General features: G+C 41.4%; 13 protein-coding genes. 4 read left to right on the top strand and 9 right to left on the bottom strand.

All coding sequences use genetic code 11. The features are described from left to right. Positions 1-196: 196 nt before the first annotated feature. Positions 197-418 (bottom strand): hypothetical protein, encoded by a 222-nt coding sequence (locus KGY70_08060; protein MBS3775125.1) that lies wholly within the window; start codon positions 416-418, stop codon positions 197-199. On the opposite strand from KGY70_08060, the gene KGY70_08055 reads away from it, so the two are divergent. Continuing rightward, positions 378-1,337, top strand: coding sequence for a sulfatase-like hydrolase/transferase (locus tag KGY70_08055; GenBank protein MBS3775124.1), 960 nt, complete (start codon positions 378-380; stop codon positions 1,335-1,337). The genes KGY70_08060 and KGY70_08055 overlap by 41 nt on opposite strands. A gap of 492 nt (positions 1,338-1,829) precedes the next feature. Here the strand turns inward: KGY70_08055 and KGY70_08050 are convergent, their stop codons facing one another. The 6 genes from KGY70_08050 to rbsD form a co-directional block, all read right to left on the bottom strand. After that, a complete protein-coding gene (locus KGY70_08050; GenBank protein MBS3775123.1) occupies positions 1,830-3,383 on the bottom strand; it encodes an alpha-L-fucosidase in 1,554 nt (517 codons plus the stop codon). 69 nt (positions 3,384-3,452) lie between these two features. Beyond that, positions 3,453-3,884, bottom strand: coding sequence for an L-rhamnose mutarotase (locus KGY70_08045; protein ID MBS3775122.1), 432 nt, complete (start codon positions 3,882-3,884; stop codon positions 3,453-3,455). 73 nt (positions 3,885-3,957) lie between these two features. Then, complete coding sequence (locus tag KGY70_08040; protein ID MBS3775121.1) at positions 3,958-4,800, bottom strand: carbohydrate kinase; 843 nt, start codon at positions 4,798-4,800, stop codon at positions 3,958-3,960. Between the two features lie 61 nt (positions 4,801-4,861). Next, positions 4,862-5,884 carry an alcohol dehydrogenase catalytic domain-containing protein gene (locus tag KGY70_08035; GenBank protein ID MBS3775120.1) on the bottom strand — a complete coding sequence of 341 codons (1,023 nt, stop codon included), beginning with the start codon at positions 5,882-5,884 and terminating at the stop codon, positions 4,862-4,864. Between the two features lie 126 nt (positions 5,885-6,010). Beyond that, the gene (locus KGY70_08030) at positions 6,011-7,720 is read right to left on the bottom strand and encodes a sodium/solute symporter (GenBank protein MBS3775119.1); all 1,710 of its coding nucleotides are present in this window, start codon (positions 7,718-7,720) and stop codon (positions 6,011-6,013) included. Between the two features lie 111 nt (positions 7,721-7,831). Further along, positions 7,832-8,251: a D-ribose pyranase gene (gene rbsD / locus KGY70_08025; protein ID MBS3775118.1), complete on the bottom strand. Its 420-nt coding sequence runs from the start codon at positions 8,249-8,251 to the stop codon at positions 7,832-7,834. Positions 8,252-9,094: 843 nt separating this feature from the next. Here rbsD and KGY70_08020 point away from each other — a divergent pair. The 3 genes from KGY70_08020 (at position 9,095) to KGY70_08010 (ending at position 14,530) form a co-directional block, all read left to right on the top strand. Further along, a complete protein-coding gene (locus KGY70_08020; protein MBS3775117.1) occupies positions 9,095-10,300 on the top strand; it encodes an ROK family protein in 1,206 nt (401 codons plus the stop codon). 872 nt (positions 10,301-11,172) lie between these two features. After that, on the top strand, positions 11,173-12,354 hold the full coding sequence (locus KGY70_08015; protein MBS3775116.1) for an aldo/keto reductase: 1,182 nt from the start codon (positions 11,173-11,175) through the stop codon (positions 12,352-12,354). Positions 12,355-12,658: 304 nt separating this feature from the next. Continuing rightward, positions 12,659-14,530 (top strand): Xaa-Pro dipeptidyl-peptidase, encoded by a 1,872-nt coding sequence (locus tag KGY70_08010; GenBank protein MBS3775115.1) that lies wholly within the window; start codon positions 12,659-12,661, stop codon positions 14,528-14,530. A gap of 93 nt (positions 14,531-14,623) precedes the next feature. On the opposite strand, the gene KGY70_08005 is transcribed toward KGY70_08010, so the two are convergent. Continuing rightward, positions 14,624-14,848 (bottom strand): hypothetical protein, encoded by a 225-nt coding sequence (locus tag KGY70_08005; GenBank protein ID MBS3775114.1) that lies wholly within the window; start codon positions 14,846-14,848, stop codon positions 14,624-14,626. A 35-nt stretch (positions 14,849-14,883) separates the two neighbouring features. Continuing rightward, the coding region (locus tag KGY70_08000) for a hypothetical protein (GenBank protein MBS3775113.1) at positions 14,884-15,231 on the bottom strand (348 nt) is incomplete at its 5' end.

Here is a 15,231-nt window from a genome sequence, read left to right as displayed (position 1 = left end):
TCATCAAAATCCCAGGAAAAAAGCAAGTCCTGCTGGGATTGTGCCAAAAGGCTTATAGGAATAAAATGAATCAGCACAAGCCATAAGAAAAATTTTGTCGTTCGCATATTATTGGTGTTTTAATGATATAAACTATTTATTTCTAATATATAGTTGCTATTCCGGCGTCATACCTGAAACTGCTTTCTGAGCACTCTTACTCCGGCCTGACGCCGGAGATGGTGATCCGGACATCGGATTGCGCTTCATGGCTTATCCATACCACACACTTTCGATCGCCATTGTCGTCCCGTACAATACCACTTCTCACTTCCGAGTCTCCGGTCAGTCGGGATCCATCGACTTCAACCACTGGCTTTTGACTGCTGTTCCAGTTTTTGATCACAAAGGCAGGATACGCAACGGCTATTGCGGGCAAATGGCACGTATCACTCCTTCACAAACATAACACCATCAATGAATTCGGCTTTGATCACTATCAGGTCTGGCAGATCTTTGATAGCGAAGGAAATAAACGGCGGCGGTACTGGAAACCTCATATGAACCGCAACGGTACAATAATTACAGACCAGGTAAAGAATCAGTATGGGCAGGATGTGGATGTGGATTTCCTGATTGACTTTATCAAAACCAACACAAAGAAAAAGAAGCCGTTTTTTGCCTATTTTGCTACTCCACTCCCTCATTTTCCTTGGGAACCAACACCTGATTCGGAAGACCCAAACAGTTACCGGAAACCACATAACGAGCACAAAGGTGATCCGAAATATTTTCCGGATATGGTGAAATATCTGGACAAGTGCGTCGGATTGTTCATGCAGGCAATAGAGGATCAGGGCATTGCCGACAACACAGTATTTATTTTCCTGGCAGACAATGGCAAAGACCGTGATCTGGTAAACCGTTGGGGTGATGGGCATGAAATAAAAGGAGGTAAGGGAACTATGACAGATAGGGGAACACATGTGCCAATGATAGTTAGATGGCCTGGTCATATTGAAGAAGGGGCTACCTGTAATGATTTAATCGATTTCTCTGATTTTTTACCAACTTTATGCGAATTGGGAGGAGCACCTTTACCTGATGATGTTATTCATGGACGTAGTTTTTTTCCTCAGCTTTTAGGGAAAAAGGGAAATCCAAGAGAATGGGTTCATGTTCAGCACGAAGAAAAAAGACACGTCAGAAGCCATGACTATATCCTGAATAATGACGATGAGTTTCGGCCGGTGGTTGAAATCTGGAAATCACCCGCCATGCCCATCCAAAATACAAATCCGAAGGAAGCAGATGCCCGTAAAAAGCTGCAAGAGGTACTTGACATGCTTGGAGAATGAGGAATATTAGAAATTTAATGATGCCTCCCGGACGATAAAGCCAATTAAATTGCAGGGATTTAAACACAAAAATCTGCCAGAATTTAACAAATACGATCGACCCAAGGTAATTATAGGTCGAAGGGTTGTAGCTTGCTCAAAAAATAAAAAAGGTCAAAAACTTAAAAACAAATGACACCCAAAACAATATCTAATATGATGGAACATTCAAAGTTATTAATTTCTTCTTTCGGTTTCATTCTGTAATAGAAAGCTCATCTTTACAGTATTTACAAATCAACACTCCTCGTTTGTTAACCTAATAGCTTGTATAGCCGCATTTTCTAAATGAGTAACCGTTCGGAAAGCGAAACTCTTGCAAATAGGCCAAGCATTGTTCTTCGGTTGCGAAGATCTTCTCAAATTCCATTTGATTTTTGGGAATTTTCATATTCCCCAAATTTATTGCAATTTTTAATATGTTTCAAGTGCATACCCCAATTATTCACTTACTTATTTGCTCTCTCCCGGTATATTGTCCATTCTTTTCTTTCTGACAATCTTGAATACATAGGCATGCTTACAGGGTTTCTGATCGGGTGTCTGGATGGTAAGTCCTTTCTCCTTGTCGAGGTCCCAGTCCAGCTCCTGGCCGTCGCCCAGCATGGTAATAGACTTGATCTCTTCGGGATACAGGTGATAACCTTCAAAATCACCGGGTACCAGGCTTGCGATGGTTACCTCATCACCTGGCCACTTCAGTACAGTAGCATACAATATATTGTCCTGTACGGTAAAACGAATGTCTTTTGCGGTGTAATCCAGGTCGGCTTCGTTAAACATGGCCTCTTCATCGGCACCTTCCACGCTGGTTGGGCCTTCACCGTACTTGGTCCAGGAACGGGTACCGTAGATGGCCTCACCGTTCACATCCAGCCAGTCGCCCATACCCAGAAGTGCTTCTCTGGCTCCTTCGGGGATAGTACCATCGGCCTTGGGACCCACGTTCATCAGGAGGAATCCGTTTTTGCTGACACGGTCCACCAGGTTGTCGACCAGGCGGTTCACCGATTTATATTTCAAACCGGGAATGTAACCCCAAGCACCCTGATCGTCCACTGAACTGTCTGTAATCCAGTTATAATGGGTTAGGTGGGGCTGCTGGCCGAGCTCCAGGTCAAAGAGTCCCACTCCTGGTGGCAGGTCATGGTGTTTGTAAGAAATTACCACATCCTTGTTGCGTTCAGCGGCGTGGTTGTAGTAGTAGGCAACATACTTCTTCACATAATCCTCCCGGATGCGGTCCAGGGCAAAATCAAACCACATATAATCTGGCTCATATTTGTCGATGACTTCGATGAGCTTGTTATACCACTCATCCAGGAAATCCTTGTTGGGATAGATCTCAACCTCGGGATGGTTTTGGCCGTAAAGACCGGAGTACTTGGGATTACTGCAGTCTTTGGTTTCATCCCAAACAGGAAACCAGCCCCAGTTGGCGGCATGGTGAAAAGCTGTGACGAACTTCATGCCCTCGCCTTTTATAGCTTTCTCAAGTTCGTCTACCACATCGGTCTCGGGTCCCATATTGGCGGCGTTCCACTTGGAATACTTGGTATCCCACATGGCAAATCCGTCGTGATGCTCAGCAACCGGACCGGCAAATTTTGCCCCGGCCTTTTTAAATAGCTTCGCCCACTTTTCCGCGTCAAACTTTTCTGCTTTGAATTTAGGAATCAAATCTTTATAACCAAAATCCTTGGTAATTTTTCCATACTCTTCATAAAAATCCTGGGCAGCTTTGCTTTCAGGGTCATTATAAGCTGCATGAGCATTCCATGTAGCATTGCCCCGCGTAGCGGTTTCACAATAGATACCAAAATGGGTATAAATCCCAAACTTGGCATCTCTCAGCCACTCCGGAATTTGATGCTGGGTTAAAGATTCCCACCTAGGATCGTAGGTCTTTTCTTTACTATTACCCGTTTCTTTACTACAATTTACCAACAATAAGCTGGCAATAACTAAAGTAATAGTTAATTTTAATGTTATACCTAAGTAATTCATAAATTAAATATTTACATTTATTAATATGATAAAAAAACATTCTTAAAGTTGTGTTAAAAATAAGTTTATTTAATAATTAAAATAAATTCTTTCCATAACCTTCCAACCTTTCTGGTCTTCGGTAATACCTTCCTGCATGGGATCGGTGCGTCTAAGCCAATTCTGATTTCTCGGTTCATTGTCAAGTTTTCCCATATCTTTTTCATAATTATCGCCCCAGTATTCATAGTAGGCAAATTCATAGTAATCTCCGTCTGCCAGTTGAACCAGAAAGATGTTGAAGTTGCGTATGTGATATTTTCTCAATAGATCTCTGACACCAGGAGTGGTATCTGCATGCAATCTTTTATACTCATCCAGGTACTCTTTTTTAAGCTTCACCACCTGACCGATGCGTTTCACATTTTTATGCTCCTGTTTGTCCAGGCAATCCTTTTGCTGTTGAGAACAGGAAGCAGCAATAAGAATAATTGCGAAACCCAATACAATAAATTTATTCATAATCAATAGGTTATTTATGGTTAAGTTTGAAGAAGTGACTTTTGTCGGTTGAATCATTCATTTTCCGAGAATATTAAAATTTTAATATATCATCGGTTACCTTAGGTGTGGCCGCCTGTTGGGTACATACATAAGCCGCAACTTCTGTAGAAGTTTGATGAATGCTGCGAAGGTCTACTCCCTGCAATAGGCCCTTGAGCAGAATCCCGGTAAAGGCATCCCCCGCACCAATGGTATCGGCCACTTTGACATCAGGTACTTCCATATAAGATTGATCTCCCTGGCTCATTAACAAGCTCCCTTCAGAACCTTTTGTATAAGCAATGAGGTGAAGCTCGTAATCTTTTAAAAGCTTTTGCAAAACATCTTCCAGCTCATCAGTATAGCCGAGATAATTCGAAAGGACAGGTAACTCCTCTTCATTAAGCTTGACAACATCTGCACGTTCGAGGGATTTGAGAATCACCTGCCGGTTATAATTACCCTGGCGAAGATTTACATCAAATACGCGGGTACAACTGGAATTAGTAGACTCAAGGAACTTATGAATGGTGTTCCGTGAAACATGGTTGCGCTGGAAAAGGCTTCCAAAACACACCCCGTCAAGATTCGCTGCTAATTTCCGTAGATATTCTTTCCATTCTATATGATCCCAGGCTACATTTTCATATATCTGATAATCGGGTTTTCCTTCCTCATCCAGCTCAACACCTACTGTACCTGTAGGATATTCTGAGGTAGTCTGAACAAAATCTGTGTGAACATTAAGTTCTTTTAACCGGTTCATAATTTCCCGCCCATTTTCGTCATCTCCAACGGCAGTTATGACATATCCCTCAATATCCTTATCAATGCCATGGTATATACAATTGCTCGGGGCACCTCCCAGTTGTTTTCCCTGGGTGTGATATCCCAAAGCAACTCCCCTATACCGGCTATTTTATAATTCTGGATATCTAACATAAATACAAGTGTGATTAAAGGTCAATAAACACCTTCATGATATGATCGCCCTGCTCTTCAATATATTTATATGCCTCCGCATACTTTTCAAAGGGGAAATGGGTCGTTATCAGTGGGTCAACCACTACCTTTTCTTCCGAGAGCATCTGCACGGTTTCTTCGTAGTCCTCATGGCGGTACATCAGCGAACCGAAAAGTTGCAGTTCGTGCTCACCCACATGGAACATGTTCACCACCGGATTCTTGCCATATACACCAAGAATTAGCACGTCACCGCCTTTCTCCACGTTGGCAATCAAATTATCCAGTGAACTCTGTACCCCGGCAGCCTCGAAGCCGGCCTGAAACTTTTCTTCACCGAATATTTCTCTGACTCCTTCGACAAAGTCTTTCTCCTGTACATTCAGGGTATGTTCTATGCCACACTCACGGGCTTTGTCCAGACGAAAATCGCTTACATCAGTTATCAAAACCTTTTTTGCCCCGCGGATACGGGCAAACTGAGCTACCACATTGCCGATCATCCCGGCACCTGATACAACCACATTCTTACCTTCCAGGGAATGAGAACGACGTGTAGAATGGGCGCCCACTGCTACAGGTTCAACCATAGCGCCTTTTTCAAAGCTCATACTCTCCGGAAGCCGTACCAAACGTTCTTCTGGTAATATAGCATAATCCTGGGCCACACCAGGTGCCTGGAAACCTTCTACCTTGAGGTTCTCACAAACATTGTAGTGCCCTCGCTTGCAAGGCCCACAAACTCCGCAGGTCTGCTGAGGACGAGCCGTAGCCCTATCTCCGGTTTTAACCTTCGTCACATCGCTGCCAATTTTTTCCACTACCGCTGAATATTCGTGACCCTGTACCACCGGATATGGTGTGGCAGGATGAGTGCCGTGGTAAACATGCATGTCGGTTCCACATACCCCGATGCGCTGGATCTTCAGCATTACCTCATTAGGGCCCGGGTCGGAAGGCATATCAACATTCCGAATTTCAATATTTCCCGGACTTGTCATTACTTCTTGTCTCATATATCGTGTCCTTTCTTTTTATGTTTTTTATTTATTTGATAAATTAATGTTTTATGTTATAAACGATTAAATGATATTATATTACACATTCCTTGTTTATTACACTAAGCTCTATCCTTTGTGCTGTCAAGAAAAGATGGTATAGAGTACCACCATCACGGCCACCAGCAGCATGATCAGAATCCGTACATCTAATATCCCTGTGAACTTGCCCCTGACCGTTTCCAAGGGATGCGTCCACGTATATTCGCGGATTGTCTCTTCATCCGGACGAGGCGTGAAATGGCTGATTGTTACAAATAAGATCACACAGATCACAAAAGTCCAAAAAGCCTGCATCATGAATGGAATTCCCAGTTCGTTGGTGATCAACAGCTCTCCGGTGACCGGCTTAAAGTCCAGAAGGAACAGGGTAATGCCAATGATCAGGCCTATTGATAGGGTATAGAACGATGCTTGCCTAGTACCTCGTCTATACAGCACACCCAACAAAAGAACCGTTGCTACCGGCGGTGACAGAGCTTGGGCAACCCTGTTGATCGCGTCAAAAATGCTTGAGAACTGGTCACCCTGGGTTGACCACAGCACGGCCAGTACCATCACCACCAGGGCGCTCACCCGGCCGATCGGGATCAGCTTCTTATCCGGCACCGAGGGCTTAACACGTTTGACAATATCCACCGATACCAGCGTCGAGATGCTGTTCAGGGCTGCTGCAATGGTGCTCATCAATGCTGCAAGAAGCGCAGCAGCCATCAAACCGATCAGTCCTGTTGGCAACAACTTCTCGATCATCACCGAAAGGGCCATTCCTCCCGGTTTGTCAAGACCAGCTGACATAGCGGCCGAAAAAACCTCCTGTTTGAACAAAATGTAGGCGATAATGCCGGGAAAAACCATAATAAAAGGAGTAATGATCTTCAGAAAACCGGCCAGAACAGGTCCCCGCTGGGCATCATTGCGGCTGCGGGCTGCTAAAACCTGCTGAACAATCGTCTGGTCCGAACACCAGTACCAAAGCCCCAGGATCGGGTAGCCCAGGAAACAGGCAAACCAGGTTAAACCACTGTTTCCAATAGTTCCAAAGCCCTTTGAGGCAAATTCCTCGTTCACTTGGCTTGTCGTCTCCTGGATTGAGGCAGGGGAGTGAAGCATTTCAAAGGCACCAGGACGGGCTGCTGCCTTGAAATCGGCAAAGGAGGTTATGCCTACATCTCCAAGTTCATTTAATCCAATAATGGTCAGGGTTGTCGAGCCGCCGATCAGAAGCACCGTCTGGATCGCCTGGGTAATCACAACCCCTTTCAATCCCCCCATAACATAGTAAAGAAGGGTCACCAAGGCGATACCTGCGATCGAAAAGTATATACTGAGGCCGAAAAACCGTTCTATAATGGCTGCTCCTGCATAGAGGCTCATACCAATGTGAACAAAAAGAGCTCCCAGTATCGCGATAAAAGCAAAGACCGAACGCGACCTGGAGTCATAGCGCCGCTCCAGAAACTCCGGAAGCGTTTGAATGCGGCTTTTAAAATAGAAAGGGGCGAATATCAAGGCCAGAAAGATCAGATCGACCGCAGCCAGCCACTCGAAATTACCCCAGACCATTCCTTCGTTAAAACCTGAATCGGCCAAACCAACCAAGTGGATCGTCGAAATGTTTGCAGCGAAAAGAGAAGAACCTATAAATACCCAGTTCAGTCCACGACCAGCTAGAAAAAATGAATCACTTGTCTCTCGCTTTTTGCGCATTTGAAGAGCCCCAATCAGGGTTATTCCAACTATAAATGCTATGATAATGACTAAATCAAGCGTAGGGATAGTTACTTGCTCCATAAATTTTTTTTAGTTTATATTCTGATGAATCAATTCAATATTAAAGCTCAAGCAATTAATCAATAGAACAATTCTAACATTGTCACTAGAATAAAAAAATACTCCAGCCTATCAGGGATTCTCCAGGTACCATCGACTACCAGCTCCTGAAACCAGAATTATATTGCCATTGGCAGTGAAGTCACCCGTACGGACAATCGCTTTTACTTTATAACTGAGTTCCTTTAACTGAGCATGAGGTATGGTTTCTACTTCTATATCCTGGCCAAAGGCACGTGAAACTTTGTTGAAATGGGTAGGATTAACCTGTTGGGTCTCCTCGGCAAGAATCAGCTTTTCCACAGAAAAAAACTTTTTAAACTCATTTAAAACATCCAACACCATAGGCTGATTTTCAGAAAGGGACAGATCGATCGTCTCCACTCCCTCCGGGATCGCAAAACCTGCATCCGCAACCAAAAGCATATCCCCATGTCCCTGTTTTGAAAGCACATGGGCCAAATCTCGGTTAACAATACCTGTTTCTTTCATAGAATTTTATTTTTAACATGATTTTCAAAAATAAAAACATAAAAAATAATTACAAAATATTTTTGTTTTTTCCACTGTCACTCGTTATACAAAATTTAGTGATCATTAACAGCAAATAATTCTTTTTAAATTGTCTGTTTGAAAGAATTAACAGAAATATAAGACATCATAATCTTATATTTTGAACAAAAAAATTTTAACAATAAATTCAATATATTATAACTTTACTATTCAACACAGGTAATTTTGGTTTTAAAATTAACATTAAATTTTTAAAATAAATTAAAATATTTGACATATTCATAAAATAATCCTCTCCCCGAAACAACACATTAATGTCTTTTCCTATCGATTTCAACTGATGAACTTTTCCATGGCACCATAAAAACTTGCCAAGGGATTATTCCTTGTTCAAGGATTGTAATCATCTCCTTCAGGGAAAAATATGGAATCATGCTTGTATCCATCTGGCATTGCCAAATATCCTCAATAAAATAGACGTTTTCTTCTTGATAGAAACACATGAGTACGGTCCCAAAAGGCGCTCTAGCCAATAGACTAATAAAATACAGAATAATTATTCCCCTGATAAGCAATTATCTGCAAAAGCCGTTTAGTGCCTTATCTGCCGATATTATGCTTTTTATACTGGTTTCATTAATTATATACCAATTAGTAAATTAATCTTTAAAATAGCAAGAGCATTATATTTTTTATAATTTTGCAAAAAACAAAAGAATTAATGGTTCAAAAAAACACCAATAGATCATTTAAAAAAATATTTACCAAGAATTTTAAAAAATGGATTCAGTTACTATAAAAATGATTAATAAAAAAAGAATCTTGAATCTTATCAAAGAAAGGTATCAAATCAGCAGATCAGAAATCTCAAAAGAAACAGGGCTTACTCATCCGACAGTTTCAAGGATTGTGGACGGTCTGGTTCACAAGGATCAGTTGGTTAAGTATATGGGAGTAGGAAATGGCAATGTCCATCACAAGAATGGTCGTCCCCCGGTAATTGTACAATTCAAAGGAGAAGACAATAATATCATTGGCATTGACCTGGGAGCTACATACATCAGAGGATGTCTGATCAACTTAAACGCCACCTGCTTATCAGAAATACAAATACCCACAGAAATCAATAAAGGTTTTGATTCGATCATTGAAAAGATTAATCAAATCGTTGAAAAATTTAAAAAACGAAAGGGCCCAAATGCACAAATATGGGGTGTAGGAATCGGTGTAGCAGGATTAGTGAATAAGGATACAGGAATCATCGAGTCTTCCCCTGATTTCGGATGGACCAATGTGGATTTAAGAAAGGAACTGGAAGGCAAGATTAACCTACCCTTTTTCTATGACAATTCAACCCGGTTGATGGCATTGGGGGAGTTGCGGTTCGGAAACAAACAAAACATGAATAATTTTGCCGTCATCAATGTGGGGTATGGTATTGCTGCAGGATTAGTTGTTGAAGGAAAATTAGTAAGAGGCGATTCCGGATATGCCGGTGAATTTGGCCATATTCTCGTAGATTCCACATCGAAAGTACAATGTGATTGTGGAATGTATGGATGTATAGAAGCCCTAGCCTCTGGACACAGAATAGCCAATCTGGGGATCAAGGCATTTGAAAGTGGAGAATCAGATATACTGAAAGAGCTTAGCGGCAACCGTTCAAGTAACATTGACGCAGAAATTGTAGGCAAGGCAGCAAAAAAAGGAGACAGAGCATCTATACAGATATATGATGAGATAACCGAATACCTGGCTAAAGGTATAGCCACTCTCGCCAATCTACTTAATCCGGAAGTGGTTTTTATAGGAGGTGGAATTTCTCTCAACGGAAAATTCTTCTTTGACTTGATTGAAAAAAAAATATCCAAGTATTTGCTATCATCTAAATCCAACTTAAAAATTAAGGCTAGTTCCTTTGAAGAACAGGAAACCACCATGGGGGCCGTTTCACTTATCATGGACAAAATAATGAACTTAGAATTGCATGCTTATAATCATGAAAACATTCAACGACAAGAAAGATAGCAATAATATTCAGATAAAAATAATTAAAAATTCTCATCAACAATTCACGTTTAAATAAGTAAAAAGCATTAAAATAAATATAACTTGTTATGTGCTTACTTTCAATTATGGCTATTTTTGAGATAATCATTTAGGCGAAGTGTTTTCCCGCTCTTTTCCGACCAATAAATTCACCCAATCCGACAGCTCAAACATGTCCAATCTCTTAGATATCAGGAGTCAGGATAATTACTTGCTTTATAAAGTCAAATTGAATTCAGTATAATTTATTTTTTTGAAAATTATTTTAAAATAGGGCAAGTCACATTCTCCTCCCAAAATTGGAAATAGAATTCAAATTTTCAGTTTTTCTAAGGGTACCAAGGGGTACATTTCCTGAAACCAGAACAACCTGCCAGTTAACAGTGAAATCATTCATAGGGAACGCAACTTTGACACATAAACTAGGCTGCTTAAGGGCGATATGAGTGAGCAATGAGCTCTACTTCCAAATCGTCGCCATAGATTTTAAATACGTAGGCAAAGCAGGTGTAGTTATCGCATTAAATCTCTTTGGTTATCAGTATTTTTACCGAAAATACTTTTTGCTCAATACCAACAACACAATAGCATCTTTTCTAAAACTGCTTTAAATGAGTTACTTGTATGTGTTCTGATAAAAAATTAAGAATATGAGTTGTAAAGAAAAAGAAATTTTTATATTTTTGAACATTAATTAAAAAATAAAACATGTTATTGTCTGTCTCATGCCATAAATATTTAATTTAAGGTATTTTGTATTTTTAAAAATTATTTATAAATCCACTAATTAAAGATAATATCAAAATTTAGAAAATGAATGAATAAAATATAATAACCTAAACAAATTGCTTATGAGTTCAGTAAATATTGACACAAACGTTAAGCCCATCGATCCAAGCTCTGTAACACAAATTAAATTACCGGATGGAACCCTTATGCCTCAGGCTGCTATGGGGACATTTCATTCAGACAATCCTGACCTACAGGAGGCTATGGAGGATATCATTATAGAAGCAATCCGTTTGGGATACAGGCATTTGGATTGCGCCACCGCTTATCAGAACGAAGAGGTCGTTGGTCGCGCAATTGACAAAGCCATAAAGAAAGGATTGGTTAATAGAGAGGATCTTTTTGTATTGTCCAAGCTTTGGAACAAGAACATGAGCCGCGAAGAAATTATTCCTGCCTGCGAGGATTCCTTGCGTAAGCTTGGACTTGACTACCTGGATATGTATGTTGTACACTGGCCCTGGCCTAATCATCATGAACCTGGCGCTACCGGGGATTCATACAACGAAAATGCAGTTCCTTATATCCATGAAATGTTCATGAACGAGGTATGGGACCAGATGACAGAACTCAAGAAAAGCGGCAAGGTTAAGAATATTGGTACTTCAAATCAAACCCCCAAAACAATGGAGCTCTTATTGAGGGATACCAATGAATTCAACCGGCCGGTTTACAATCAGATGGAATTGCATCCCTTATTTCAGCAAAAAGAATTTGTTAAGTATCTTATAGATAATAATATAGTTCCTTCAGGATATATGGCTTTAGGTTCTCCACGCCGACCAGGAAGAGATCGTTTCCCCGAGCATCAGGCGGACATGAAGCATCATGTGATTCAGAATATTGCAAAAGAAACCGGGCTGACGCCGCCACAGATATGTCTGGCATGGGCCCATCAACGAGAAAATTCAGGAGTGGGTTATGTATCCATGGCCGAACGATCGGAATGGATCAAAAACAACCTGGAAACTGCCACCAAAAACCTGCTCAGTAAAGAACATTTTGAAGCCATTGATGGCGATGGAACAGAGGAGAATCCCGGAATAAATGCCAATAACAGATTGATCTGGGGCCAGGTTTTCCTGTGGCCTGAAGGTCGTTTATTAAATCATATTAGGTATGCAATCTGGGATGACTGGCAAATTTTTGAAACCAGAAAAGATTATGATAAATTTAAAAAGGCAGTCAGCGATTTTTATAAAGTATGGAAAAAAACTGCAGTGGATTTGCCAGATAAATATTAAAAGCTTGTCTGCCATACCATACAAATTGGCAAATTCGGCAATTCTGATCAGATAAATGGTAGTAGCAAAAAATGATTCAATTGACCTATTGGTTTATTGAATCATTTTTTATGTTATCCTTGTTATTAGGCCCTAAATACCAGAGGACCTTAAAGGTAAACGGCTGAAATACAAATAGAAAATCGACTGTTTCACATCAGAAATTTTCCAGTTTAATAATTATGGTATTCTCCTGTTTGTCCTTTTTTTGAAATTTATTTACTTTACGATAAAAGAAAAATAACCAACAAAAATCAACATGAACATGAAAAGATTCAAAAAGCTGGCAGCTATAATGATCATCCTTGCGATGGCCATATCCTTAGCTGCTTTTAAAATTATTGCCCAGGAAAATCCCATTGTATATGGAGACAAGGAACTTGCCAAACCCATCATCGAGGATGGTGAAGCCCAAATAGTTCCTGAATTTGAAGATTCTGAATATTGGATTCGTCATGATCTTTGGGTGGAGACTGAATTTGACTCCGATGGTGACGGTAAGCTTGATCGCATGCATGTAGCTGTCACTCGCCCCCGGCAAACCGAAACGGAAGGATTAAAGCTTCCTGTAATTTATGTTTCAAGTCCTTACTTTGCAGGCACAGGGCCAGGAGATAAGGAATACTTCTGGGATGTAAGGCAGGAATTACATACTGAGCCTCCGGAACGCCAACATTTTTCCCCTATAGAACCAGAAGGTCAGCGCCCCATTATCTCGAAGTCCCATGTTAAAGAGTGGGTTCCCCGGGGATTCATCGTGGTACATTCAGAAGCACCAGGCACAGGGCTATCAGAAGGTTGTCCCACTGTGGGCGGAGATAATGAAGCATTAGCACCAAAGGCTGTTATTGACTGGCTTAATGGACTGGCCAAAGGATATACTACTCCTGATGGAGATGAAACGGTAACTGCTTACTGGTCTACAGGTAAAGTGGGAATGACAGGAACTTCCTATAATGGCACCATACCACTGGCAGCTGCAACAACAGGAGTTGAAGGACTTGAAGCGATCATCCCCATTGCACCAAACACCTCTTATTATCACTATTATCGTTCCAACGGTCTGGTCCGTCATCCCCACGGCTATCTAGGAGAAGACATAGACTTCCTTTATGACTGGATTCACAGCAACCCGAAAAGATGGGAATGGTGCAACTGTAAAATCAGGGATGAAGTGATGCTGGAAAACTTCGACAGAAAAAAAGGCGATTACAATGAATTCTGGGCCAGCCGGGACTATCTGAATGATATGGATCCCATGAAGGTTGCACTGTTCATGGTACATGCTTTCAACGACTGGAATGTGGTACCTCTACACAGCTATAGAATATACAAAAAAGCGAAAGAGAAAGGATTGCCCGTAAAATTATACTATCATCAGGGCGGACATGGGGGAAAGCCACCACTGGACATGATGAACAGATGGTTTACCCGTTACCTTTTGGGTGTGGAAAATAATGTGGAAGAGGAACCTGAAGTTTGGATCGTCCGCGAAAAAGATAAACGGGATAATCCGACTCCCTATGAAGCTTATCCCAATCCTCAGGCTGAAAAAGTTACTATGCACCTTACAGCAGGAGCCCCACAATCAGGAGGTTTGGTTACATCCAAACCTGCCCCTCAGGGTAAGGAAACCCTAGTGGACAATTTCTCGTTCAGTGGGTCGAATCTCGCCCAGGCAGAATGGACCGATCACAGGTTGTTGTATATCACCCCTACCGTGAAGGATTCTGTTCACCTGTCCGGTCTGGCAAACATCAAAATCAGACTGGCAAGCAGCAAACCGTCGGCCAATTTATCGGTGTGGCTGGTTTCTCTCCCATGGTCAGAGGATAAAGACACAGATATCACAGACAATATTATAACAAGGGGCTGGGCAGATCCGCAAAACCGCAATTCACTCACCAAGAGTGAACCATTAGAGCCTGGCAAATTCTATAAAATGAGTTTTGATTTACAACCTGATGACCAAATTATCCCGTCTGGGCAGAAGATTGGCTTGATGATTTTTTCCTCTGACAAGGACTTTACCCTATGGCCCGATCCGGGGACTGAGCTGAAGATTGACTTGGATAATACTCACATTGAGCTGCCGGTAGTAGGAGGAGCCGAAGCTTATCGGGAAGCCATCCGGTAAAAAATTATTTAAATTCTGCTTTACAAAGAGCCTCTAAATCAAACACAATCAAATGATTGCATAAATGTATTTAATCCTCATGAGATCATTTGATTATGCAAACAGCAGGAAAGCGTTACCAAAGAGATAGAGCAGGATAATCAGGAAGCTTTCCCAGCCTATCTTGCCGATTCCTTTCTGCTCGCGATACAGCAAACCCAATATCAGTGCACTGACCATCAGCATAGTTAATGCCATTATAAAAATCTGATTCTGGATCACTGAATGAAGGATGCTGCCTTTGCTGTAGGCTATATCAGCAAAAGCCACGAAAAGCACATCACATGTGTTTTCTCCTATAATGTTGCTAACAGTTATAGCGAGGGCTTTCGCCGCACGGCAGCTATGGAGACGATCAGTTCCGGCAGGAAAGTGGATACGGCATTTAACAAAGTACCCACGAAACTTTCTGAAAGATTGGTTTGGTCACCAATGGCGATTCCCGACAGAGCAACGATATATCCTGAACCGGCTACGAGAAATGCCAGCAAAAGAAAGTTTAAAACGACCTTTTTCAGGCTTAAGTTTTTTATATGGCTTTCAGCATCAAAAACTACTTCAAGGTACTTCAGTTTTCTCCAGGCATTGAAGAATATGCGCTTATGCAGGCTTTTGAATCCATATTGATAAACCATCAGGACAAAGGGGCCATCATTTTTGAC

Source organism: Bacteroidales bacterium, assembly GCA_018334875.1.
Lineage (GTDB): Bacteria > Bacteroidota > Bacteroidia > Bacteroidales > UBA12077 > JAGXLC01.
This window is presented reverse-complemented; position numbering and strand designations above follow the sequence as displayed.